The organism is Acinetobacter sp. RF15B (assembly GCF_007558235.1).
Taxonomy (GTDB): domain Bacteria; phylum Pseudomonadota; class Gammaproteobacteria; order Pseudomonadales; family Moraxellaceae; genus Acinetobacter; species Acinetobacter lwoffii_C.
The window spans coordinates 15,583-40,298 of record NZ_VLSR01000021.1 but is presented as its reverse complement, the minus strand read 5'-3'; the positions used below and the strand labels follow the sequence as shown (position 1 = coordinate 40,298).

Annotated in this window: 24 protein-coding genes and 1 pseudogene; 8 read left to right on the top strand and 17 right to left on the bottom strand. The window is 45.6% G+C overall.

Features of this window, described 5'->3' with window-relative positions; translation table 11 throughout:
- Complete coding sequence (locus E2K74_RS12570) at nt 1–846, top strand: symmetrical bis(5'-nucleosyl)-tetraphosphatase (protein WP_151208002.1); 846 nt, start codon at nt 1–3, stop codon at nt 844–846.
- Nucleotides 847–1,067: 221 nt separating this feature from the next.
- Here the strand turns inward: E2K74_RS12570 and E2K74_RS12565 are convergent, their stop codons facing one another.
- The 6 genes from E2K74_RS12565 to E2K74_RS15020 all read right to left on the bottom strand — a co-directional run bounded on the left by E2K74_RS12565 (nt 1,068) and on the right by E2K74_RS15020 (nt 4,847).
- Nucleotides 1,068–1,517, bottom strand: a complete 450-nt coding sequence (locus E2K74_RS12565; RefSeq protein ID WP_151208000.1) for a DUF2147 domain-containing protein — start codon at nt 1,515–1,517, stop codon at nt 1,068–1,070.
- 151 nt (nt 1,518–1,668) lie between these two features.
- Nucleotides 1,669–2,115: a DUF2147 domain-containing protein gene (locus tag E2K74_RS12560; RefSeq protein WP_151205289.1), complete on the bottom strand. Its 447-nt coding sequence runs from the start codon at nt 2,113–2,115 to the stop codon at nt 1,669–1,671.
- 88 nt (nt 2,116–2,203) lie between these two features.
- A complete protein-coding gene (locus tag E2K74_RS12555) occupies nt 2,204–2,878 on the bottom strand; it encodes an LrgB family protein (protein WP_151205288.1) in 675 nt (224 codons plus the stop codon).
- Between the two features lie 9 nt (nt 2,879–2,887).
- Entirely contained in the window at nt 2,888–3,259 is a 372-nt protein-coding gene (locus tag E2K74_RS12550) for a hypothetical protein (protein ID WP_151207998.1), read from the bottom strand.
- A 39-nt stretch (nt 3,260–3,298) separates the two neighbouring features.
- Nucleotides 3,299–4,639, bottom strand: a complete 1,341-nt coding sequence (hflX, locus tag E2K74_RS12545) for a ribosome rescue GTPase HflX (protein WP_151207996.1) — start codon at nt 4,637–4,639, stop codon at nt 3,299–3,301.
- Nucleotides 4,640–4,715: 76 nt separating this feature from the next.
- Nucleotides 4,716–4,847 (bottom strand): hypothetical protein, encoded by a 132-nt coding sequence (locus E2K74_RS15020; protein WP_264766500.1) that lies wholly within the window; start codon nt 4,845–4,847, stop codon nt 4,716–4,718.
- 189 nt (nt 4,848–5,036) lie between these two features.
- Between E2K74_RS15020 and E2K74_RS12540 the strand changes: the two genes are divergently transcribed.
- Nucleotides 5,037–5,846 (top strand): lysophospholipid acyltransferase family protein, encoded by an 810-nt coding sequence (locus E2K74_RS12540; protein WP_151207994.1) that lies wholly within the window; start codon nt 5,037–5,039, stop codon nt 5,844–5,846.
- 84 nt (nt 5,847–5,930) lie between these two features.
- Here the strand turns inward: E2K74_RS12540 and E2K74_RS12535 are convergent, their stop codons facing one another.
- Entirely contained in the window at nt 5,931–7,565 is a 1,635-nt protein-coding gene (locus E2K74_RS12535; protein ID WP_413773046.1) for a phospholipase D family protein, read from the bottom strand.
- Nucleotides 7,566–7,660: 95 nt separating this feature from the next.
- Here E2K74_RS12535 and E2K74_RS12530 point away from each other — a divergent pair, with 95 nt between their 5' ends.
- Nucleotides 7,661–8,671 (top strand): metallophosphoesterase, encoded by a 1,011-nt coding sequence (locus E2K74_RS12530; RefSeq protein WP_151207992.1) that lies wholly within the window; start codon nt 7,661–7,663, stop codon nt 8,669–8,671.
- Nucleotides 8,672–8,703: 32 nt separating this feature from the next.
- Here the strand turns inward: E2K74_RS12530 and E2K74_RS12525 are convergent, their stop codons facing one another.
- From E2K74_RS12525 to trhA, 3 genes are all read right to left on the bottom strand, one after another.
- Nucleotides 8,704–9,111, bottom strand: coding sequence for a hypothetical protein (locus E2K74_RS12525; RefSeq protein ID WP_151207990.1), 408 nt, complete (start codon nt 9,109–9,111; stop codon nt 8,704–8,706).
- 141 nt (nt 9,112–9,252) lie between these two features.
- Nucleotides 9,253–10,569, bottom strand: coding sequence for an MFS transporter (locus E2K74_RS12520; protein WP_151207988.1), 1,317 nt, complete (start codon nt 10,567–10,569; stop codon nt 9,253–9,255).
- Nucleotides 10,570–10,710: 141 nt separating this feature from the next.
- Complete coding sequence (gene trhA / locus E2K74_RS12515) at nt 10,711–11,358, bottom strand: PAQR family membrane homeostasis protein TrhA (RefSeq protein WP_151207986.1); 648 nt, start codon at nt 11,356–11,358, stop codon at nt 10,711–10,713.
- Between the two features lie 102 nt (nt 11,359–11,460).
- Here trhA and E2K74_RS12510 point away from each other — a divergent pair, with 102 nt between their 5' ends.
- Together E2K74_RS12510 and E2K74_RS12505 are read left to right on the top strand one after the other, a co-directional pair.
- A complete protein-coding gene (locus tag E2K74_RS12510) occupies nt 11,461–12,681 on the top strand; it encodes a class I SAM-dependent methyltransferase (RefSeq protein ID WP_151207984.1) in 1,221 nt (406 codons plus the stop codon).
- Nucleotides 12,675–13,112 (top strand): GNAT family N-acetyltransferase, encoded by a 438-nt coding sequence (locus tag E2K74_RS12505; RefSeq protein ID WP_151207982.1) that lies wholly within the window; start codon nt 12,675–12,677, stop codon nt 13,110–13,112. The genes E2K74_RS12510 and E2K74_RS12505 overlap by 7 nt, the downstream gene beginning before the upstream one ends.
- Before the next feature lie 53 nt (nt 13,113–13,165).
- Here the strand turns inward: E2K74_RS12505 and E2K74_RS12500 are convergent, their stop codons facing one another.
- The 4 genes from E2K74_RS12500 to E2K74_RS12485 all read right to left on the bottom strand — a co-directional run bounded on the left by E2K74_RS12500 (nt 13,166) and on the right by E2K74_RS12485 (nt 18,514).
- On the bottom strand, nt 13,166–13,480 hold the full coding sequence (locus E2K74_RS12500; protein WP_227548036.1) for a hypothetical protein: 315 nt from the start codon (nt 13,478–13,480) through the stop codon (nt 13,166–13,168).
- 159 nt (nt 13,481–13,639) lie between these two features.
- Nucleotides 13,640–15,775: a 3-hydroxyacyl-CoA dehydrogenase NAD-binding domain-containing protein gene (locus tag E2K74_RS12495; RefSeq protein ID WP_151207980.1), complete on the bottom strand. Its 2,136-nt coding sequence runs from the start codon at nt 15,773–15,775 to the stop codon at nt 13,640–13,642.
- 298 nt (nt 15,776–16,073) lie between these two features.
- Nucleotides 16,074–17,279: an acetyl-CoA C-acetyltransferase gene (locus E2K74_RS12490; protein ID WP_151207978.1), complete on the bottom strand. Its 1,206-nt coding sequence runs from the start codon at nt 17,277–17,279 to the stop codon at nt 16,074–16,076.
- Nucleotides 17,280–17,503: 224 nt separating this feature from the next.
- Nucleotides 17,504–18,514, bottom strand: a complete 1,011-nt coding sequence (locus E2K74_RS12485) for an AraC family transcriptional regulator (protein WP_151207976.1) — start codon at nt 18,512–18,514, stop codon at nt 17,504–17,506.
- A 212-nt stretch (nt 18,515–18,726) separates the two neighbouring features.
- On the opposite strand from E2K74_RS12485, the gene E2K74_RS12480 reads away from it, so the two are divergent.
- From E2K74_RS12480 to E2K74_RS12470, 3 genes are all read left to right on the top strand, one after another.
- On the top strand, nt 18,727–19,851 hold the full coding sequence (locus E2K74_RS12480; protein ID WP_151207974.1) for a CaiB/BaiF CoA transferase family protein: 1,125 nt from the start codon (nt 18,727–18,729) through the stop codon (nt 19,849–19,851).
- Nucleotides 19,852–20,075: 224 nt separating this feature from the next.
- Nucleotides 20,076–21,719, top strand: coding sequence for a nitrite/sulfite reductase (locus E2K74_RS12475; RefSeq protein WP_151207972.1), 1,644 nt, complete (start codon nt 20,076–20,078; stop codon nt 21,717–21,719).
- Nucleotides 21,712–22,197, top strand: coding sequence for a DUF934 domain-containing protein (locus E2K74_RS12470; protein ID WP_151207970.1), 486 nt, complete (start codon nt 21,712–21,714; stop codon nt 22,195–22,197). The genes E2K74_RS12475 and E2K74_RS12470 overlap by 8 nt, the downstream gene beginning before the upstream one ends.
- A 51-nt stretch (nt 22,198–22,248) precedes the next feature.
- On the opposite strand, the pseudogene E2K74_RS12465 reads toward E2K74_RS12470, so the two are convergent.
- The 3 genes and pseudogenes from E2K74_RS12465 to E2K74_RS12455 all read right to left on the bottom strand — a co-directional run bounded on the left by E2K74_RS12465 (nt 22,249) and on the right by E2K74_RS12455 (nt 24,653).
- Nucleotides 22,249–22,687: pseudogene (locus E2K74_RS12465) on the bottom strand (VOC family protein).
- Nucleotides 22,688–22,842: 155 nt separating this feature from the next.
- Nucleotides 22,843–24,018 (bottom strand): thiolase family protein, encoded by a 1,176-nt coding sequence (locus tag E2K74_RS12460; RefSeq protein WP_151207968.1) that lies wholly within the window; start codon nt 24,016–24,018, stop codon nt 22,843–22,845.
- 113 nt (nt 24,019–24,131) lie between these two features.
- The gene (locus E2K74_RS12455; RefSeq protein WP_151207966.1) at nt 24,132–24,653 is read right to left on the bottom strand and encodes a GspH/FimT family protein; all 522 of its coding nucleotides are present in this window, start codon (nt 24,651–24,653) and stop codon (nt 24,132–24,134) included.
- Between the last annotated feature and the right edge of the window lie 63 nt (nt 24,654–24,716).

Sequence of the window (24,716 nt, the reverse complement as noted above, 5' to 3'; positions counted from 1 at the left end):
ATGGCACGCATGGTTCGATACAATTATGTGATTGGGGATGTGCAGGGTTGTTTTGCAGCCTTGAAAGCCTTACTGAAAGAAATTCGGTTTGATCCTGATCAGGACTTTATCTGGTTTGCTGGCGACCTGGTGGCGCGCGGTGAAGATTCGCTGGGAGCACTGCGTTTTGTTAAAAAGCTGGCTGATTATGGGGCTGCTGCAACGGTATTGGGCAATCATGATCTGACCTTACTGGCTTATGCACGTGGGATTAAGCCGATTAAAGATCAGGACAATGTCCGTGATGTGATTGATGCCATCGACAGTGATGATCTGATTGACTGGTTGCGTAAACAGCCGCTCTGCCTGTTTCCAAATCCACAGACTATTTTGACTCATGCCGGTATTCCAAAACTTTGGGATGCGGCTAAAACGGCTGAACTGGCCCAGGAAGTCGGAACGGTCATTGCTCATGATGACTTTGAAATTGTGGATGCTTTCCTGAATGAGATGTTTGGTAAAGAGCCATCTTTATGGTCGGATCAGCTTGAAGGGCATGAACGGATCCGCTGTATCGTTAACTATTTGACCCGTATGCGTTTAACCGATGCAGCAGGACGTCTGGATTATAGTTTTAAAGACGCGTTGGATGATCCAATGCCGGAAGACTTTAAACCCTGGTTCGAGTTTGAGTCGCCTGCGGCACAGACCCATCAGATTCTTTTTGGTCATTGGGCTGCCCTGCAAGGCCAAACAATTACTGAAAAAATTCAAAACGTAGATGGCGGTTGTGTCTGGGGCCATCAGTTAATGGCTTTTCGTCTGGAAGATCAGCAGATGTTTGCAATTGATAATCCGGTCGCATGACACTCCACATAAAAAAGCCACTTAAACGTGGCTTTTTTATCATTTATAGCTTGAGCGGATAACGAAGTCAGATCTGGTCAAGGTGGATTGCCCAGCCGCTGTTATATCCTATACCACTATAAAATCTCTGCATACAATACGAGCTATCCCCCGATTTTAAATTTTAGTTCATTAATATCTTTAAATGAATTGCGCTAAACGCATGCATTGATATAGGTGTTTTATTCTAGGCGTATCCAGGTTTGTGTACGACCAATCGCAGAGATGCCGATATATCCTCGTAAAAGCAGACGTTTGCCATTGGCAGACTGCTTCGCTTTCAGGTTATAGACTTTGCCTGAAAGCGGATCAAGGATTTTGCCTGACGAATACATGTTTTGACCATCAGCTTTTAAGTTCTGAAAGATATCTAAACCGAGAATAGGCTGATTGGTATAAGGCGCAGGGCAGTCTACGCATTTTTCCCGGGGTGTATAGCCCGGACGCGGGGTAATTTTTGTGATTTTCCCCGTATATGTGCCGTTGTGCTCCTGGCGAATTTCAATCAGTGCTTTAGGTGATCCCGTTTTATCGTCAATTTGCTGCCAAATACCGCTTAGACCTTGAGCAAAAAGTGCTGAGCTGAATGAAAGTAAACCTGCGAGTGATGCCCATATTATACTTTTCTGCATCTTTATTTCCCCCTTGACCACTTGCCATTCAAGTGCCGAATCTAATTTTTTATATGCGATATTGGCCTAGATTCTGCAGTTGAATACTGGTTATTTTTTTGGATTTGAAACATTTTTTATTCAGTTTTATGCTTCTGGCGCAGGCCTTAAACTAGTCGTGGCGAATCCATGTTTGACTGCGGCCGAGTGCAGAGACACCCACATAGCCGCGTAAAGTAATACGCTTGCCATTCGGGCTCAGTCTGGCTTTGGTGCTGTAGATTTTTCCTGAAAGCGGATCCAGGATTTTACCTCCCACGTAGTTGTTCTCGCCGTCTGCTTTAAGACCGGTCAGTACGTCTAGGCCCAAGATTGGTTTATTGGTATAAGGGGCAGGGCAGGAAACACAGGTTTCTTTCGGGGTATAACCTGGACGCGGGGTAACTTTTATAATTTTAGCAGTATAGCTGCCATTTGATTCTTGGCGGATTTCTAAAACAGCTTTTGAAGAGCCTGTTTTGTCATCGATGTTTTTCCACAGCCCTGTAATATCATTGGCCCAAATCATGCCTGAAAAGCTGCTCAAGAGAAGGGCGGAAACCAATTTAATCTTTTTCATTAAAATCATCCTTTACTTTATGACAAAATACAAATTGATAATAAGCTTAATTAATAGACTAAACAATCATTTAAAAATGATTGTTTAGTCACATTTTTTGCAGAAAAAAGATAAATGATGGTAGCCATATTGCAGTGAAAACGGCATTGACCGCCATACCGAATGCAGCATAGCGTCCTGCAACACTGCCGCGCTGCCATGCCTGTGCTGTGCCAATCGCATGTGCTGCCAGTCCCAATGCCAGGCCGGAGGCGCGTTCATCATTGATATGCCTTAAAATAAACGGTGAAAAAGCAGCACCGATCACACCAGACAGGATCACAATTAAAATAGTCAGGCTGATAGGGGCTTCAAGTAAGGTGGCAATATTGATGGCAATCGGTGTGGTGACTGCACGAGTGGCAAAAGCCATAATATCGGTAGAAGACATGTGCAGCAGATAAGCCAGTCCCATTGGTAAAGCCACGGCACTGATACTGGCAAAGATCAAAATCCCGATAATGGCTTTTAAAGGCAGGTCATCATAGCGCATGGCAGCAAGTGGAATCGCCAGGGCAACTGTTACGTAACCGAGTAGATGGTTAAAGATCGGATTGACCTCATCCATATAATGTTCATAGGGAACACCGAATCCGAACAGGATGAGCAATACCAGAAACATGGCAAAAACAATGACTGGAATTTGTGGAATGAAACGGTTAAGCGGCTTGGCCAGCAGATAAGCGATCAGGGTAATCAAAAAACTATACAGAATAGAGAGCATGTGGGATTCCTATAACCAGCGTTTTGCCATTTTGGCGTAGATCCAAAGAGGAAGAAGCGTGCTCAGGCACAGCACCAGCATAAAGGCTGGAATCTTTTGTCCCAATTGGATCAGCATGATCAAAGAACCCGCACTAATCGGCAAAAAGGCAAAGGCACTTTCTTTCATCAGTTTATTATTGGTATCAATCAGACGTGGAGGCAGTTTGGAAAAATAACGCCACGTAAACAGTACAATCAGCAGACTGATCAGCCCGACCAGATTTCCCAGTTCGGGATGATTGAGTTGAGTCATGATCCATACTGAGCCTTCACGAAAAAACACAATCAGCAGTAGAGTGGCGATCCATGCTGGCCAGTCGATATTTTTTATCCAGTTCATCAATTGTAGTCATTTAATAAAAAGTTTAATAATCAAGTTTTACTCGATCTTGGTCTTGATTTCAAATTCTTCCAGTGGACGCTTGAATTGTTGCGCCTGCTTGCCAAGAATGTCCTCGAGGGGTAAATGCGCCTGTTTAATCAGTTGTTCCAGTTTTTGTGGTGCAATCCGGATATTGAGATGCAGGTGGCCTTCCTCATCATAATGTTCAGACTGAATGACGTTGAGACTATATAACTGATTACGTAACTTGCCATGTGCATGCTGCAGAACCAGCTCAAACGACTGAAGTTGCCCCATCAGGGCTTCATGTACAGCCTTACGCAATAAATCAATACCCGCGCCACTATGGGCTGAAATATACACCCGCTCAGGCAGGCCCGGTTGTCGGTAAATGATTTTTGGCTCTTCACCACTACAATCAATCTTGTTGTAGACACGCAGCATCGGTACATCTGCGCCGATTTCTTGCAGGACTTTTTCGACCGCTTCAATCTGCTCCAGCATATCTGGACTGCTGGAATCGATCACATGTAACAGCAACGTAGCTTCCAGGGTTTCTTCGAGCGTTGCTTTAAAAGATTCCACCAGCGAGTGGGAAAGATTGCGGACAAAACCTACAGTATCGGCCAGAACCAGATTGCCAATGCCGTCCCATTCCAGACGGCGCAGGGTTGGATCGAGGGTGGCAAAGAGCTGGTCGGCGGCATAGACATCGCTGCCGGCTAGAATATTAAACAGGGTGGATTTGCCGGCATTGGTATAACCCACCAGAGAAACTGTCGGCACAGCCGCTTTTTGACGGGCAACACGCCCTTGGGTGCGGGTTTGACGGACTTTATCCAGTTTGGCTTTAAGCTGACCCATACGAATCCGCAGTAGGCGGCGGTCAGTTTCAAGGAGGGTTTCCCCGGGGCCACGTAAGCCAATCCCACCTTTTTGACTGTCAAGATTGCCACGGCTGCGAATCAGACGTGAAGATAAATGCTGTAACTGCGCCAGTTCAACTTGTAATTTCCCTTCATACGTCCGAGCGCGTTGGGCAAAAATATCCAGAATCAGCTCAGTCCGGTCCACAACCCTGCATTTCAACATGTATTCAAGGTTACGGGCCTGAGCCGGAGAAAGTGCATGATCAAAAATGACCAGATTGGCATCCAGCAGTTTGACCTGTTCGGCAATTTCTTCAGCCTTACCTGAACCGATAAACAGCTTCGGGTCCGGACGGAGGCGCTGTGTATGAATATGTTGCAGAATTTCAGCATCAGCAGATTGTGCCAGCAAGTGAAACTCATCAGCATCCAGGTCTTCCAGTATTTGTACGCTCACACTGACCAGTATGACCTGTTCTTTTCCCCGATGTTGCTCTACATATTCCACTCAGCACATGCTCCATTGTAAAATTTCATTTTAGTGGAAAATGAACAGAACAGATACGGGCATACAAGGCTTTCTTTTAAAGCACCGTGACAAACAGTTGTGCAAGTGTTACCAGAACACAGGTATAGAACAGAGTTATGCCGAGAATAAATTTAAGTGCTTGTGCCGGTGGAATCATTTCATGGCAGGACTGCTGGGTTTTTTGCATAGTTTCATCCTTTTTTGCTCTGATATTTCGATGACTTTTTTTTATTTGATTTAAAAATCATATTTAAATTAATCCGAGAAATGGCATGAGAGGCTTTTTATTATCAATGCAAGTTAAGATTGAAAAGTATAGAATAAGTTTAATTCGTGGATATTCCCTGTATCTTGTTTAGGATTTAGTGATCTTTTTATGCACCCTACTGTACACAATCAAACAGCTGAGATAAGCGGCTTTGCAAAATTCTTTCTCTATTCCAGAAAAATCTTTGCATCCGTCACCACAATCAGTGAAGGGTTTTATCTGGTATACCGGCATAGCCTGTATAAACATCCGAATAATCCAAACAATACACGTTATGTGCAGTATTTTTGCCGTCAGTTGTGCAAGGTCTTTAATATTGAAGTCAAAGTGCATGGCACCATTCCACGTGAGCCTGCCCTGTGGGTAAGCAACCATATTTCCTGGCTGGATGTGGCAGTTTTAGGCTCGGCTGCCCGGGTGTTTTTTCTGGCCAAAGCCGAAATCGAAAACTGGCCGGTATTGGGAAAGTTGGCCAAAAGTGGCGGAACCTTATTTATTAAACGGGGTTCGGGAGATTCGGTAAGAATCCGTGAGCAGATTAGCGAGTTTTTAAAGCAGGATATTCCGGTCTTGTTTTTCCCGGAAGCTACGACTTCGGATGGCCGTTCAATCAAGAAGGTGCATGGCCGTATTCTAGGAGCTGCAATTGAAGCGCAGCGTCCGGTTCAAATCTGCCTGCTGTGTTATGTCAATCAGCAAGGTCAACTGGATATGGTAGCGCCATTTATTGATAACATCAGCTTTGCGGCCCATGTGCAAAATGTACTGGAAATGCCGAAAGTGACTGCGCATCTGATGGCTTTGCCGGCTATTCCGACAGCAGGACTGACCGTTGATACTTTGACCCCGATAGTGCAAGACCAGATGTTGCAGGGCTTAAAAGAATTACACTCCAGAGTGCTGAAAGAACCGCATTAAGGTCATGGTGCTGAATTTAAAAAACCAGTCAGCCGGGGTAGCGACTTGCCATATTGATTCAGCAGTTTTTGAGCTCCATATCGTTTACATAAAGCCTTCGATCGGTAGCCAGGACAGGAATTTTAAGGACGCCCGCTGATACCATTTCATCCCGGGTTCTTTGGTAAAAGTTTTGGTCTCTCCATTTGCCTTGCTGATTTTCCAGTTAATCTTCTGATTGGCATCCAGTACCAGCTTATACGCATATTTACTTAAATTCTGGTCCATGGTGCTATGTACCGCACGGGCCAGAGCAGGGCTGTTTAACACAACTCCGATTTCAGTATTTAAATAGGCAGAACGCGGGTCAAAATTAAAGGAACCAATAAAGACCTGCTTCTGGTCCAAGGCCATCATTTTGGCATGTAGACTGGAACGGCTTAGGCCCTTGAGACTGACTTTGGCTTTCTTGGCGAGTTCTTCAGTATTGGCATTCAGGTGATCTGCATCGGGTGCAGCCAGAAATTCATACAGCTGTACATCATTTTCCAGCAGGTCCTGACGGTATTTGGCATAGAAGGCATGCACTATCGAGACGTCATTGGCTTTATAAGAATTGGTTAAAACACGGACTTTAATATCATTGGCCGCCAGTTTTTTTAATCGTTCTGCCCCCAGTTTTTCAGGCACAAAATAAGCGGAGACAATATCCACACTGTGTTCAGGTTTTTCCAGACGTTGTAATAACTGAAAGTTCAGATGATCCTCAGTCTCTGCTTCTGCTTTGATTTTGGCTGGAGAATCTTTGACTACTTCTGCTTCTACCCAGTCCAGCTGGATGTTATGTTCCAGCCATTTATCAAAGGCCTGGGAGCGATTGGCCAGATTCAGGTAGTTTTGGGTATAGATATCCTGACCATGGGCTTCCAGCTGCTGTTTCAGACTGGGGAAACGCAAGGTGTGATGTCCGGGCTTAACGATCTGACGAACCGGATAGGCATATTCATCATTCCAGTATTCATCAAAGGAATGAATGATTTCATCTGAAGCTGCTCCGACCAGCATCACGTCTACATCAGAAAATTGATAGCTATCACTTACATTATAATATTGATTACTCATGTTACGACCGCCAATCAGCGCAATCTGGTTGTCGGCAATAAAGCTTTTATTGTGCATGCGGCGGTTGATGCGTTTTAAGTCCAGCACCATATCCATGGCCCGGTATTTACGGAAGCGGTAAGGGTTATACAACTTCACATCAATATTCTGGTGCTGATCCAGCGCCAGATAAATACCTTCCATTTTCTTGGCATTATTGTCATCAATCAGCAGACGCACCTGAACGCCGCGATCTGCAGCCTGAATCAGGCCATGCAAGGCCAGGGCACCGATCCGGTCGTTATCCCAGATATAATATTGCAAATCCAGACTACGCTCTGCTTTGTGAATCAGCTGCATCCGTGCAGCCAAGGCTTCCAGGGGGTCATACAGTAGGTGGTAACCGGTCAGGCCCAGGTTCTTGTCGCGTAGGGGGGTGATGATCTGTGCCAGACTGGTTTGGCTGGTATCTGTCTCAAAGGCCATCTGACTTGGCTGCTCAGTCTGTTTGGGCAAAGTGCTGCATGCGGGCAAGCCGAGCACCAGTGTTGCACTGAGCAACATTCCAGTACTCAAGCGGCGACGGGCAGTAAAAGCAGTAGATGTGGCTTGAGTGCGGAAAGCAGAGGTCATAGACATTAAAGTTTGAAAAATTTGAATTGAGTATAATGGCCAGCTATGAAAAGATAAATATAAAGCCAGTCATATACTGGTGAACTTGATAAGGCGATTGTATGTGGGATAGCAGTTCCGTATTTTTTTATTTTTATATAGGGATGGCGCTTCTCGCCTTCTGGGCAGTGTATCAGGCATGGTCCAGCCAGTCGCGTACGGAAACTATACATCCTTTTAAAGCGTTTGCCCATCTGCTGGCTTTTTATCTGGCCTATCTGCTGATTCCTCTGGTGTTCTTTAGTATCTATGCTGGCTGGACGGGCTATTACTCGCCACATGAAGCGATTTTTATTTTCCTGATTACCAGCGTGCTGAGTTATGCGCGTTTTATCGAGCCGCATATCATTCGCGTGAAAACCATGCGCTATCAGATTAATCCAGACAAGCCGCTGAAACAGCCTGTGCGAATTGCCCTGATTGCCGATTTGCATATCGGTCTATTTTCAGGCCATGAGCGTCAGTTAAGACAGATTGTACACAAGCTGAATCACCTACAGCCAGATTTGGTGGTGGTAGCGGGAGACTGGACCTACGAACCTGAAAATAAGCTGGCAGAAGAACTGGCAATTTTAAAGGAAATTCATGCGCCGGTATATTCGGTGAATGGCAATCATGATGAGCAGTATCCAGGTCCTCCGATTCAGGCGTTGTTGCGCTATGCGCTGGAAGTCAATCAGGTCATGGATATTGAAGGAAAGATGGTTGAATTTGACGAGTTTCGTCTGATCGGAGTGGGTGATCTGTGGGCGGGCAAAACCGATATGCGTTCAATGCCAGACTTACCCCAAGACAAGCCATGGGTGATCCTGTCGCATAATCCGGATACGGTGGACATGATTCCGAAATTGCCCATCCGGCCCTTGATGTTGTCTGGACACACACATGGCGGGCAGGTGGAACTGCCCTGGCTGACCGACTATGTGATGAAGAAAGTCTCCATTCTCGGACATAAGAAAGGCCTGTACCGTCATGAACATGCCGATGTATTTGTGACGGTGGGAACAGGTATGGTCGGGGTGCCGTTTCGTTTCCGAGTGCCCCCAACGATTGATATTATTGAATTGATCTAGCTTATTTAAATAGAGCTGGATTGGCGTGGTTTTTAAAAGATAATCCAGACCAGAATAATTAGCAGTACGATGGCTGTCGCCGTCATCCAGATTTTCTTTTTAATCTGCTGGGTAGGAGTCGTCTCCGGGACACGCTGTGCGGCCACTTCCTGCTCTTTGGAAATACTCAGCTGAGGATGCTTCGGTAATTCTAGTAGCGGAGTCAGCAGCTGCATATCTTCATCTTCAGTAAAGCGTGGGCCAATTGTGTCATTCGGATCACGTTGCAGGGCCAGATCATGCTCACGTACAATCTCATCAATCAGCTGCCGAGCCTGTATTTCATCTAAAGGGGTGTGGGACCGAATATAACGAATCGCTTCCAGCTTTTTATCATCTTCCAGCAGAATAATAATTTCGACCAGCTGCTGCTGAGAAATTTGTTCAATAAGCTCCTGCATCTGTCTGCCTCATATTGAGATTCTAGTCATTTGATTGTTCCTGAAGTAGGCCGAGAGAAACAGCCGTTTTTTGTTGTGAAATCATAAAAAAAGCCAGCATCTTTATGCTGGCTTTTATCAGGATTTAAGCTTGAGCAGCCATTAAATCTGATTGTTGACATCGTCGTTTTTGGTTTCACGAATCAGCAGGAAGGCCACCAAAGACAGGAGGGAGGCTGCAGTCAGGTAATAGCCTACTGCGGACAGACCATATTCAGTCGCCAGTTTGGTCGCAATGAGGGGAGCAAAAGAGGCACCGAAAATCCCGGCTAGGTTAAAGGTGAGCGCAGAACCGGTATAACGTACCGAGGTTGGGAAAATTTCTGACAGTACCGTACCAATTGGCCCATAGGTCAGCCCCATAATCGCCAGACCAATACACAGGAACAGGAAAACAATCAGCGTATTACCAGATTCCAACATGTCGGCAAAGAAAATCCCGAAAATAGCAGAAGTCACACATACGCCAATTGAGGTGGCTTTACGGCCAAATTTCTCTGCCAATACTGCAGATAAAGGAATAAAAGCTGCAAAACATAGCGTCGCCACCAGCTGTAATTTCAGGAATTCTTCACGCGAATAACCCAATTGTTTGGTGCCCCATTGCAGTGCAAATACTGTGGTCAAATAGAACACCACAAAGGTACAGATCGCGGCAATTGTGCCGAGCACCAGCATTTTCGAATGATTCTTAAATACCTGAAAGAAAGGAATGTTGACTTCTTTTTGTTTATCCAGCACTTTCTGGAAGGCCGGAGTTTCATGCAGTTTTAAACGAATCCATAAACCGATAATGACCAGCAGGGCGCTAGAAATAAAGGGAATACGCCAGCCCCAGGTCATAAAGGCCTGTTCGCTCATAAATGCGCCCAGCGTCAGGAATGAGCCGGTTGCCAGAATGAAGCCAATCGGTGCGCCAAGCTGCGGGAACATGCCATACCAGGCACGTTTGCCTTCGGGTGCGTTTTCGGTCGCAAGAAGAACCGCCCCAGACCATTCACCACCAAGACCTAAGCCTTGTCCCAAACGGCAGAGTGCCAGAAGCAGAGGCGCGGCAATTCCGATTTGGGCATAGGTCGGGAGTAAACCGATGGCAACGGTAGAGATCCCCATGGTCAGCAGTGCTGCAACCAGGGTGGCCTTACGTCCAATCCGGTCACCCAGATGGCCAAAAAGTGCTGCCCCAATCGGGCGGGCAATAAAGGCAATTGCAAAGGTCGCCAGCGATTGAATCGTGGCAGTCATTGGATCTGTACTGGCCGGGAAAAACAGATAGGGGAAAATAATAACAGCAGCTGTGGCATAAATATAAAAATCGAAGAACTCGATTGTGGTGCCCACCAAGCTTGCCGTTAAAACACGAAATTTTGAATTGGTCGCTGTCGTTTCTATGGCAGCGATAGTTTCTGGAGACGCCATGAATAACCTTACACTTACTAAAAATAAAAAATTAGTTTTAAAAGCGTAATCTTTTTAAAAAAGGCGTAATTTTTTAAAAAAACAACTGCAATCTTCTCGTTTCTGCTCGCTCAGGGTCACTGAAATGGAGAAAGAAGAAGATTAAATCACGTACAGATAGATAGACAGAAAGTGTGATCCTGCCCCTATCAATACAAAAATATGCCAGATAGCGTGAGCATATCTTACCCTTTTTAGAGCATAAAACAATGCACCTACGGTATAAGCCAATCCCCCAATGATCAGGAGGGTTAAAGATTGAGCACTCAGATACTGCTGCATATCATCAATAACCAGAATGGCCAGCCAGCCCATGAGCAAGTAGGCGATCAGAGAAAGCTTCTGGAAACGATGAATGAAAATAAACTTGAACAGTGTACCGAGTGCAGCAATGATCCATAAGGCAATCAATAAATATTGGGCTTTGGCCGTGGGAATGGCAATCGACAGAAAGGGGGTGTAGGTACCGGCTATCAGATAATAAATTGCTGTATGGTCGACTTTTTTATAAAAATAACGACGGTCTGCCGAGGTCGACATATGGTAGAGCATGGAAGCGGAAAATAATAACACCATACTGAGTGCATAGACCCATAGTCCGATCCAGGGGCCTGTACTTAAATAAGACCCTTTAACAATCAAAAGAATACCAGCAATCATAGCCAGCAGTGCACCCAGGCCGTGACTGATATAATTAATCCTTTCTTCAGCCTGATCATAGTCTTCTGAAATGAGGGGCGCTTTTTGCATGGTCATCATTCCAATTTAAATATACATTTGTATAGTAATTCAATTTTGCTTTTAGGTTAAGAAGAATTAAACTTGAACAGTAATTTATATCAGGTTTGTCTTATGTCGACATCGACTTCTCTTTCGGTTCAGGAACAGCAATTTCTGGAGGCTTTCCAGCAAGCTGTTGAAACTGATCATTTTGATCGTCTGATTCTGAGCCAGTATAAAGGCGAGCTGGAACAATTAGAGAAAATGACGTTCAGGGTGATTGCACTGAATGAGCAGAAGGTGTTGAGCTGCCTGTATCGCTACCAAACTCAGGATATCACCAAAAACTATCCTTTGACTGATGCCTTGGCTCAGGTAACAGATGCGCTGGCCAGTTGCAAGCAGGCGAATTTATTAACCGATCAGGAAGAGTTACAGCTGAAAAAAAACAAGAAAAAAGCCATGCTGACCCGCAGCAAAACCCAGTCAGGCCCTGCAAAAGTCAACCAGGGGCAAGGCCATGACCGGATTAAGCAGCGCTATGTCGATCAGGACAGCCCATTTTTGCAGTATTTGGGGATTACTGATCAGAATGAACAGATCATTCCAAGTATGGCGCGCAAATGGAAACAGATTAATAAATTTGTCGAAATTTTTTCCGGTGCATTGGCGCAAATCAAGGTGTCCGAGCATGGCTTGAGGGTGGTGGACTTTGGTTCTGGCAAAGGCTATTTAACCTGTGCGTTATATGCCTATATGCAAAAATATGGCCAGACACCGTACATGACTGGAGTAGAACTTAATCCGAAAATGGTCGAGTTCTGCCAAAGTGTCGCGCAGCAGTCTGGTTTTAATCAGCTGGATTTCTTTCAGGGCGATGTGAGAACGTATGCACCAGAACATCTGGATGTCATGATTGCGCTGCATGCTTGTGATGTGGCCACGGATTTTGCTATTCATAGTGGCATTCGCCTGAATGCCCAGATCATTATGTGTGCACCTTGCTGTCATAAAGAATTAAGACCCCAGTTGCAGGCGCCGCAGGTCTTGAGCCCAATGCTGCAATTCGGGATTCATGCCGGACAGCAGGCGGAAATGTTGACGGATACCATTCGTGCGCTTTTGCTAAAAGCCTATGGTTATGAGACCAAAGTCTTTGAATTTGTGGCGCTGGAACATACCAGTAAAAATAAAATGATTCTGGCTACCAAACGCAAAGATTATACGCAACCGGATCAGGCTGTGCTGGCTCAAATACAGGCCTTAAAAGAGATGTACGGTATTCAGAAACATTCACTGGAATTATTATTGAATGATCAGTGGGATCAGCAGGGGATTGGCTCGAAATGCTAGACAATCATAAGCTTCGTATTGTCTCTGGTGTCTGGGACGATTTAGCCCCCGATGCCAAGGCAATTCGTGAAACTGTGTTTATTCAGGAGCAGCACATTGCCCCGGAAGATGAATGGGATGCAGAAGATCCACTAGCGGTGCATTTTATTGCTTATTTACAGGAACAGCCCGTTGCAACGGCACGTTTACTGGCAAATCATAGTATTGGTCGGGTGGCCGTCATGCAGTCCGCACGTGGATTAGGCATCGGGCAACAGATCATGCAAGCCATAATTGCTCAGGCCAGAGCTGAACAGCGTGAATATGTCAAACTTTCTTCCCAGGTACATGCGCTGGGATTTTATCAAGGCTTAGGTTTTGTCGTACAAGGGGAAGAATATCTGGATTGTGGAATTCCGCATATCGATATGTATTTAAAACTAAGTGATTAAAACTCAAATAAAAAAGCAAGGAAGAACCTTGCTTTTTTTTGAATATCTTGATTTTACTGCCCATGCCCTGCGTCATGTTCCTGCTGAACATTTTCTTGCACTGATGGGTCCTGCAGGACGTTGGCTCCAGCTGCCTGGCGCGCTTCACGGTCTGCCTGAGCTTTGGCCAGAGCTTCTTGCGACATCACCGGTGCATTCTTAAAAGCATGTTGCTGGGTATTCTGCTTGTTTTGCTGGCTTGGCATGTAATCTGGTTCATTACTGACTGCAAGCCAGAAAAAGAGCATGAAGAATCCACTCAAGATGCAGAAAATAATTAATGCTTTCCAGCCCCAAGGTGATTTTTCAGGTGAACTGTGATCAGTCATGTGCAAGTCCCTGTAGTGGATGTTTAACTTGTGTAACTTTATAACATAAATTGAATAAAAACGAATCAAAATCTCTGTGAAAGAGATGATTTCAGCTGACTTGTATGATTTTAACCTGTCAAAAAAAGAGAAGTTCAAAACTTCTCTTTTACTGGCTGCCTATGCAAATGCTTTTGCCTGACTGGCATGTTGCTTTAATAACTGCGGCACTTTAAAGCGTTCACCATATTGCTGCTCCAGCACTTCAGCACGAGCAATGGCCTTATCTAGTCCATATTGGTTCAGGAACTGTACAGCGCCTCCTGTCCAGGCTGCAAAGCCAATACCAAAGATCGAACCGATATTGGCATCCACCACCGATTCAAGCACACCTTCTTCCAGACAGCGCACGGTATCCAGCGCTTGCACAAACAGAAAACGGTCAACCATTTCCTGTTCGGTGATCTGAGTATCTTTTTGCCAGTGACTGAGGCCCGACCAAAGCTGCTTTTTACCGCCTTCAGGATAGTCATAGAAACCGGCACCGGCAGCTTTACCTTTGCGGTTAAATTCATGAATCATCCGATGAATCACTTCATCCGCTGCCGAGCTTGGTCGCTCCTTACCTTGAGCCGCCAGTGCCTTATAGGTTTCTGTGGCTACATGCTCTGAAAGCGTCAGAGAAACTTCATCCTGAATTGCTAGCGGTCCGACAGGCATACCGGCTTTGAGTGCCGCCATTTCAATACGCGCGGGATGAACCCCTTCTGCCAGCAGACGTAAACCTTCCTGAACGAAGGTGCCAAAGACACGGCTGGTAAAGAAGCCACGGCTATCATTCACCACAATCGGTAATTTGCCAATCTGCTGCACAAAGTCAAAAGCTTTGGCCAAAGTTTCAGGTGAGGTGTTGTGTCCTTTAATAATTTCTACTAGCTGCATTTTATCCACCGGACTAAAAAAATGCAGACCGATAAAATTCGCCTGATTTTGCGATGCCTGAGCCAGGTCACTAATTGGCAAAGTCGAGGTATTAGATGCCATCACACCATTTTCAGCTAAAAAGGCTTCAGCTTCCTGAATCACACGAGTTTTGAGTTCCTGATTTTCAAAAACAGCTTCAATGATGAGATCACAACCCGCCAAATCTTCAGAACTTGCCGTGGCCTGAATCAAAGCTAAAATCTGCTCACGTTTGTCCGCAGTTAATCGGCCTTGGGATACTTTTTTATCTAGTAGTTTCTGACTGTAGGCTTTGCCTTGTTCAGCGGCTTCAAGCGATACATCTTTGAGTACCACCTGAATGCCTTTGCTGGCGGTGGCATAGCTAATTCCGGCGCCCATCATGCCTGCCCCCAGAATACCCACCTTGTTTGCCTTCCAGGGTGCCCAGTCTTTTGGACGACTGGCACCAGACTTGATGGCATTCATGCCATGCCAGAAAGTGCCAATCATATTCTTGGCCACCTGACCGGTGGCAAGAAAGGTAAAATAACGTGACTCAATTCTAAGTGCCGTATCGACATCGACCTGTGCCCCTTCAACAGCAGCAGAGAGAATGGCCTCAGGTGCCGGATAACAGCCCTTGGTTTTGTCGCGTAGCATGGCTGGTGCGATGGCCAGCATTTGTGCCACAGCCGGAGAGGTCGGCGTGCCACCCGGGATCTTGTATCCTTTTACATCAAAGGGTTGTTGAGATTGCGGGTGAGCCTTGATCCAGGCCACAGATTTTTCCAGCAATTCTTCTGCCGAGTCCGCCGTCTCATGGATCAGGCCCAAAGTTTTTGCCTTCTCGACACTCAACTGTTTACCTTCCATTAGCAGGGGAAGTGCACTTTGCAGGCCCAGCAGACGAACCATGCGTACAATCCCGCCGCCACCCGGCAGTAATCCCAGTGTCACTTCAGGCAAGCCAAACTTGCTCTTAGGATCATTGAGTGCAATCCGGCGATGGCAGCACAGCGCCAGCTCCCAGCCCCCACCTAAGGCTGTGCCATTCAAGGCAGCGACCACAGGAATGCCGCGCGTTTCGATATAACGCAGTTTGGCTTTCATCCCTTCAATCATATGGAAAAAATCAGTAGCCTGTTCAAGACTGGCCTGAATGAGTTCATCCAGGTCACCGCCAGCAAAAAAAGTTTTTTTGGCAGATCGAAAAATAATCCCGCTAATATGCTCATCTGTCTGGAGCTGGGCAACGGTTTCATCCAGTGCCTGACGAAAGTCGGCATTCATGGTATTGGCAGACTGATTCGGAGAATCAAGGGTTAAAATGACAATATTATCTGCAGTTTTTTGATATTGAATTGCGCTCATACATTTTTATCCAAATAATAATTGATGAATTTAGAATTATTGTCCTTACTCAAGTTTAGAAACTTCCATGACTGTGGAGGCGATCCAAATTCATCTGAATTCTGGGTTTAACCCTAAAGTTCAGTCTACTAATACAAAATGCATTTCTCATTTGGCAAAAGTAGGTGAAGCCCTGGTCATACACACCACCTGTTTAATTGTGTCATTTAGCTGACTAGCCCGCAGACACAGGACTCATATGATGATCGGTAGCGTGCCTATGACGTTAACGGGCCTTAAATGCCTTCGGGTATTTAAATTAAACCAGTTCAATAATGGTGGCGATGCCCATGCCGCCGCCAACACATAAGGTGGCCAGACCACGTTTTTTGCCCTGACGCTCCAGTTCATCCAACAAAGTGCCCAGAATCATTGCACCAGTCGCCCCTAGGGGATGTCCCATAGCAATTGCACCTCCATTCACATTGACTTTGGCAGGATCAACCTTCATTTCATGGATAAAACGCAGCACAACGGCAGCAAAAGCTTCATTGACTTCAAACAGGTCAATGTCATCCACTGTCAGTCCGGCTTTGGCCAATGCTTTGCGCGCAGCCGGAGCAGGGCCAGTTAGCATAATGGTCGGATCAGCCCCCACCAGTGCAGTTGCCAGTATTTTGGCACGGGGTTTAAGATTTTGCTGTTGAACGGCCTGTTCAGAAGCCACTAGCACCACAGCGGCACCATCTACAATTCCGGAAGAGTTGCCGGCATGATGCACATGCTGGATACTGCCTACTTCCGGATATTTTTGTAGGGCGATGGCATCAAAGCCCATCTGTCCCATCATGGCAAAACTAGGGTTGAGTGTGCTCAACGCCTCTGCTGTGGTATTGGGTTTAATAAACTCGTCTTGCTCCAGAATCACGACACCGGCTTTATCTTTGACAGGAATAATAGATTTATTGAAATAACCCTGCGCCTGTGCAGCTGCTGCCTTTTTCTGGGATTGCTCAGCAAACTGATCCACATCCGCACGGCTATAGCCATCCATACTGGCAATCAGATCAGCGCCGATCCCTTGCGGAATAAAATCACAGGCCATATTGGTTTCCGGGTCCAAGGCCCAAGGCCCACCATCTGAACCCATCGCTACACGAGACATAGACTCAACGCCACCTGCAACGACCAGATCTTCCCAGCCAGAACGGACTTTCTGTGCGGCCAGATTGACAGCCTCCAGCCCCGAGGCACAAAAACGGTTGATCTGTACACCGGCCACGTCATTGTCCCAGCCTGCCGCAATCGCAGCAGTTTTGGCAATATCCGCACCCTGATCCCCAACTGGTGTCACGCAGCCCAAAACAATATCATCGACCTGCGCAGTATCCAGATGATGACGTTGCTGCAGTTCATTTAACAATGTGGTTAATAGGCTAATCGGTTTGACTTCATGCAATGCGCCGTCTTTTTTTCCCTTTCCGCGTGGTGTGCGAATGGCATCAATAATATAGGCCTCGCTCATACAATATCCTTTTTGCTTTACTAAAATTATTCTAATACTTCGAGTGTAATGATTAAATTTTGAAGTGCAATGACGAGAACGAACCAGATCATTTGAGCAGTTTGGTCAATAGGGATGGACAGAAAAAATAGATCTAAAAAAAGCCCAAGTCTGGAGCTTGGGCTTGGCTGGCTAATCACCCAGCAGGTGATTAGCTTTTACAATAAAGGTTTATTAAACCGATGTTAATGGTAACCATGTAACTGGCGATACAGACCTGGCGTAACACCCGTCCATTTCTTGAAAGCACGGTGGAAGGTGCTGGTTTCACTAAAGCCGACCTGCTGCGCGACATCTTCAAGAGTCAGATCCGGGTTGAGTAAGAGATGAATTGCAGCATCACGACGCAGCGCATCTTTTACCCCCTGATAACTCTTGCCTTCAGCTGCCAGCCGACGGCGCAAGGTCTGCGGAGACAGATATAGCATGGAGGCTACATCGTTTAGGGTTGGCATTTCTTCGCCAATCTGGCTCTTCAATACATCACGGATACGTGAAGTCAGTGAATTGGTGTTTTTGAACTTCACCAGCAGTTGTGCTGGAGCGGCTTTCAGGAATTCTTCTAGCGTTTCTTCATTCTGGCGAATTGGCAAATCCAGATAGTCGGCTGCAAAAGTAATTTCAGTACGCGGCATATCGAACTGCATCACTGGAGCAAAAAACAGGGCGTCATACTCATCGGCGTGGGCCGGACGTGGATAGCTGAAGTGGACGCGCTCCAGTGGCAGGCGACGCTCAATTAACCAGGAAGCCAAGCCATGCCAGATCATCAGCATACTTTCGGTAATGAAATGATCCGGATCCATCGAATTGGGAATTAAAGGGACCAGACGGGCTTCGTGTTTGTCACGCTCCAGCGTCACGGACCAGTCATCACCGAAGAGCTTATAGAACTGAGAAGAAAGCTCCAGTGCATCACCTAGCGTTTTGGCATGGATAATCAGCTGGCACATGATCGCAAAAGTACCCAAACGACGTGGCTGTTTGTCAAAGCCGACGTGTTCATCTTGAGTCACCATCCAGAGCATTTTAATAAAACGGGTATATTGTTCAGGCGAAATACGGGCCTTGGGCTGATGCAGCAATTCTGCTTCAATCCCAACGTGAGACAATAAAGTATCGACATCCATGCCGAGGCGTTTAACACCAGATAAAGCTGCATTGACGAAATGGATGCTGATCGTATCACGACTCATGTTTAATCCTTCAGTCTCTTTAATGTTCACTAATATTTGACCTAAATGACAAAAAATAATAAATCAATGGCAATTTACAAGAAAGCAATTACCATCTTCTTACATGGTAAATTGCCGAAACTATCAAGGTAAATGGCTGAACATGACATTGTTTTCTGGTTTTTATGTTTTATGATAAGGCAAAAAGCAATATAAGTAGAGTAAAAACTCCAATGTCCTATGCGCTAAAAGGATTGAAAGTCCTCGATTTTTCTACATTACTCCCTGGCCCGTTTGCCACTTTATATCTTGCAGATCTAGGTGCAGAGGTTGTGCATATTGAATCACCGACCCGGCCTGATCTGGTACGTTTGATGCCGCCTTTTGCACATGGGCAGGCGACTACCCATAGTTATCTGAACCGAAACAAGCATTCTGTGGCACTGGATTTGAAGAATCCGGAGCATCTTGAGCAGATCCGGATGAGAATTGCAGATTATGACATTGTGGTTGAACAATTTCGTCCAGGCGTGATGCAGCGGCTTGGCCTGGATTATCCAAGTCTCAGTGCTCTCAATCCTCGTCTGATCTATTGTTCGATTACCGGTTATGGCCAGACCGGCTCTTATAAAAACCGGGCGGGACATGATATTAACTATCTGGCTCTATCAGGAATTGCCGGGCATAGTGGCCGGATGGAAAGTGGACCACCGGCAATGGGTATCCAGATTGCTGATGTTGCGGGTGGTTCCATGCATGCGCTGGTTGCAATTCTGGCCGCCGTGATTGAACGGCAGAGCAGTGACCAGGGGCAATATATTGATATTTCCATGACCGATTGCGCTGCGACCTTAAATAATATGGCAGCTTCAGCCAGTCTGGCAGCTAACCAGCATCAGCAGGCCGAATCGGGCTATTTAAATGGCGGTACATTGTATGACTATTATCAGACGCAGGATGGACGTTATCTGTCGATTGGCAGTCTGGAACCGCAGTTCATGCAAGGGTTGGCACAGTTGCTGGAGCTGCCGATCATTTTGGAAAAAGGAACCTCTTTTGCTCCTGAAGATCATGCTCAGGTCAAGCAGGCCATTCAAGACAAAATCCGCTCCCAGCCTTTAGCCCACTGGCAAATGCTGTTTGCCCAGGCGGATGTATGTGTCGAGCCGGTATTAAAACTGGAGGAAGCCTTGCGCTCCGAACTGGCGCAGCAACGGGGATGGGTCGTACAGGTACCTCTGAAAATGAATAATTCTGAACAAAGCCAAGCCCAGCTGGCTTGTCCAATCAAATTTTCGCGCTCAGCCATGCGTTATGATTTTATCGGTCAGATGCTGGGAGAAAAGCAGAACTGGTAATTTAAACCCAAGTTAACTCCTTTATGAAAATAAATGCTAAAGATCTCATAAATAAATCATTTAGCTAAAAAAACAGCAGAAGTGACGTTAAAGCTTTATATCATTGAATCTAAGGTAGGCTTATCAATAAAATCGCTATGAAATATGTATAAAAAGCATTTTATTGATAGTTTTAATCTCGCTATCCTTGCCAGCGATATAATAGAAACTACTAGCTGTACGCCATGTATTTATATACTGATTTCGATCAGCAACTGATTAATGAACGTGTTGCACAGTTCCGTGACCAGACGGAACGTTATTTAGCGGGCAAATTGACGGAAGAAGAATACCGTCCGCTCCGCCTCCAAAATGGTCTTTATGTCCAACGTTATGCACCGATGCTGCGTATCGCGGTACCGTATGGCCTGATGAATTCTAGGCAGCTGCGTAAAGTGGCTGATCTGGCTCAAGAATATGACCGTGGCTATGCGCATATCACCACCCGTCAGAATATCCAGTTTAACTGGCCAGCGCTGGAAAATGTACCAGACATGCTGGCAGAACTGGCGACGGTACAGATGCACGCGATTCAGACCTCAGGCAACTGTATCCGAAATACTACAACGGACCAGTATGCAGGTGTGGTGGCGGGTGAAATTGCTGATCCGCGTCCGACCTGTGAACTGATCCGCCAGTGGTCAACTTTCCATCCGGAATTCGCCTTTTTGCCACGTAAATTCAAGATTGCCGTATCTGCACTTGAAGAAATTGACCGCGCAGCCACTGCATTCCATGATATTGGAGTCTATATCGTAAAAAATGCAGCAGGTGAAATCGGCTATAAAATCAAAGTCGGTGGTGGCTTGGGCCGTACGCCAGTGATTGGCAGCTTTATTCGTGAGTTCTTGCCACGTGAAGATTTAATAGCCTATCTTGAAGCTGTCCTGCGCGTGTATAATCTGCATGGCCGCCGCGACAATAAATACAAAGCGCGTATCAAGATTTTGGTGAAAGCATTAACACCACACGTATTTGCCGAGAAAGTTGAAGCTGAATTTGCACATACAGTGAAAACCCTGAAAATTGATGCAGACACCTTGGCGAAAATGGATGAGAATTTCACGCCATTTGGCTATCAAGACTATGCAGATGAAGACTTCACTGAGCTGTTTGCACAACATCCAAAGTTCAAGCAATGGTTCAACATCAATACCAATGCACACAAAGTCAGCGGCTATCGTATAGTCACGATTTCTCTGAAACGTGCGGGCATTGCGCCGGGTGATGTTTCGACTGAAGAAATGCAGCTGATTGCAGATCTTGCAGACAAGTATACCTTTGGTGAGCTGCGTACCACGCATGAGCAAAATATTGCATTGGTAGATGTCCCGCAAAAAGACCTGTTCGAGTTATGGCAGACTCTGGAGCAGCATAATTTGGCGCGTGCGCATATCGGTTTCTTGACTGACATCATCTGCTGTCCAGGTGGCGATTTCTGTTCATTGGCGAATGCCAAATCGATTCCGATTTCTGAAGCGATTTCACGTCGTTTTGATGATTTAGATACCATTTATAACTTGGGTAAACTCGATCTGAATATCTCAGGCTGTATGAATGCCTGTGGTCATCACCATGTGGGTAATATCGGTATTTTAGGGGTCGATAAAAAAGGTGCTGAGTTCTACCAGATTACGCTTGGTGGAAATGCAGACCACGATGCTTCGATCGGTGACATCTTGGGACCATCATTCGCTGCCGACGTCGTACCGGATATTGTAGAAGAAATTCTGAATACCTACCTGGATTTACGTCAAGAAGGCGAGGAGTTTATTGATACGTATCGCCGTATTGGCATCAAACCATTCAAGGAGCGTGCATATGCTTAATACCGCACTACCTGTGCTCTCTAAAGATGGCACGATTACCGACAATACATATCGGCTCATTGGTGAAGATGGTGCATTGCCACAGGGTGATGTGGTGCTGACTGTCGAACAGTTAGACCAGATTGCCAATGTTTCTGGTAAAAAAGCATTGTACTTAACGGTTGATGCTTCACCTGAAACCCATGAATTTCCGCTTGACCAACTTGATGCCATTTTTATTGAGTTTGCAGGTTTCAATGATGGCCGCGGTTATTCATTTGCTGCATTGCTTCGCCGTCAGGGTTTTCACGGTGAACTACGTGCCACCGGTGATGTGTTCAAAGACGTTTTGAACTACATGAAGCGTTCTGGTTTTGATACTTTCGTGATTAAAGAAGGTAAGGATATTCAGGAAGCAGCTGCTGGCTTAGGTGATTTTACTAACCCATATCAGGCCTCCACTGCAGTATCAGAAGCGCGCTATCAAACAGGTGCTTAATCAGTACTGACTTAAAAAGCCTCCACACGGAGGCTTTTTTGATTTAGCTATTTATATAGCTTTAAGTTGACAATTGATCATCCAGTGAATTCCAAACTGATCGCTAAAGGCGCCATAGAGCGCACCCCAGAAGGTTTTTTCCAGCAGCATTTCATTCACCCTGCCGATAATGCATCAAGCATCTTTGGCCTTAGCCTGTTCATTTGCCTACAGATGAATAGAAATGTAGTGACTATTCCCTGGCGTGAACACGGTATTGGTTTGCGCGCAAAATTTATCATTCGTATCGGATGCCATCAATTCTGTATCCTCATTCATAGGTACAGCAATATGCAGAATCAGATTTTTATCGCCATCAGAAAGGTTCATCATTAGTAGGAATATCTCCATAACGGATCAGCGTTGAAAACTCACCGCCAAACACGGAATGGTAGAAGCGAAAGGCTGCTTCGGTATTAGCTTGAAAACTGGGATAGTGATGGAGTCGTATTACAGGACTCCTTTTGTGTTGTGCTCTTTTAATCTAAGCAGCTTTGACTCATCTTGCATAAGGAAAATTACTAAAAATGTAAGCGAAAAAATCCTCCTAATCTGGAGGATTTTTAACTCCCTCTCCATGGGAGAGGGATGGGGTAAGGGCAGAGGTTAAAGTAATTCAATCGCCACCGCAGTTGCTTCACCGCCACCGATACAGAGTGCAGCAATGCCTTTCTTGCCACCTGTACGTTTTAGCGCATGAATCAAAGTCAAGATAATACGGGAGCCTGTAGAACCAACCGGATGGCCAAGTGCACACGCGCCACCGTTGATGTTGACTTTTTCTGGATCTAGCTTGAACTCATCCATCGGGCACATAGTGACCATGGCAAAAGCTTCATTAATTTCCCAAAGATCTACATCTTCAGTAGTCCATCCGGTTTTATCCAGTACTTTTTGAATTGCCCCGACTGGTGCAATGGTAAACTCAGATGGATGCTGAGAATTTGAAGCATAGGCAACAATTTTGGCTAAAGGCTTTAAATCTTTTGCTGCTGCATTGTCAGCCGAGGTGATTACTAGAGCTGATGCACCATCTGAAATCGAGCTGGCATTGGCTGCAGTAATCGTACCGTCTTTGGCAAAAGCAGGACGGAGCGTTGGAATTTTATCGATATTGGCATTAAAGGGTTGTTCATCTTTATCAACCACCACATCGCCTTTACGGGTAGACACTGTTACGGGTACGATTTCATCACTAAAGTAGCCTGCATTGACAGCGTTCTGCGCGCGCTTCAAGGAACGGATTGCAAAGTCATCCATCTGTTCACGTGTATAGCCCTTTGTATTGGCCATATCCTGAGCAAAAGAACCCATCAGGCGACCTGTTTCAGCATCTTCCAGACCGTCCAGGAACATATGGTCTTTAATTTCGCCATGCCCCATACGGAAGCCGCCACGAGCTTTGGCCAAGACATACGGTGCATTGGTCATGGATTCCATACCACCCGCAACCACAATGTCAGCAGAGCCGGCTTTAATCATATCGGCTGCCTGCATAACAGCTTTCATGCCTGAACCGCACAGCTTGTTAATGGTGACGGCACCTGTTGAATCAGGAAGACCCGCTTGACGCATAGCCTGACGAGCAGGTCCCTGTTTTAATCCAGCCGGGAGTACACAACCCATGATGACTTCTTCAATATCGCCTGGCTGCAAGCCGGCACGTGCAATGGCTTCCTTAATGGCTACCGCACCGAGTTCAGGTGCAGTAACACTGGCTAGGCTACCTTGAAAACCGCCCATTGCGGTACGTGCACCATTGACAATTACGATGTCAGTCATTGTTATATCTCCGTATGTGTTTTAATCAATTTTTTTTCCAACTCAAGCAGTATAGGATAAAAAAAACAGGATTAAAGCTTTCATCATCACGAAATATAGACTGTAGGGTTTTCTTAGCAGCTAGACAGATGTTCAATCCGTAGATGCCCCATTTTGCTCAATACAATACGTTGCTGAGCGGCTTGATAAGTAGAACAGTAATAAAAGCTGCCATTTGATCCAATCGGTAAGCCTGTATTAGATTGATAAGTAATACTGGGGGTACGTAGAGTACCCCGCCAGCTTAAGTTACCGTATTTAAGGTTTAATTGATCAATATGTAAAATATGTTCGCCTTGATCTACTTGACGGCTCCTGTTTCTATCTATAAATACAATCAAGCTTTTATTCCATTGCGTTGGATGACAAGTTAAGGCATCCTGACTAGGACAGATCACTATATTTTGGTGCAGTACAGCTGCCTGGCTACGTGCAAAGCGATTTATGGAAAATAATTTAGCCGGAATAGCTTTGGCTTCTTGTCTGGAAAAGTAGCCATGAGCGTAAGGTAGTGCGATTGTCACCATAATTGCGATCAGCGCAATACAGATAATCAGTTCTACAAGCGTAAATGCTCTTGTTATTTTTATATACATAGAGTTACCTGAATTATATATTTTTTTATAAGAAATATGTTATTAATTATGCGTTTTTAGGCT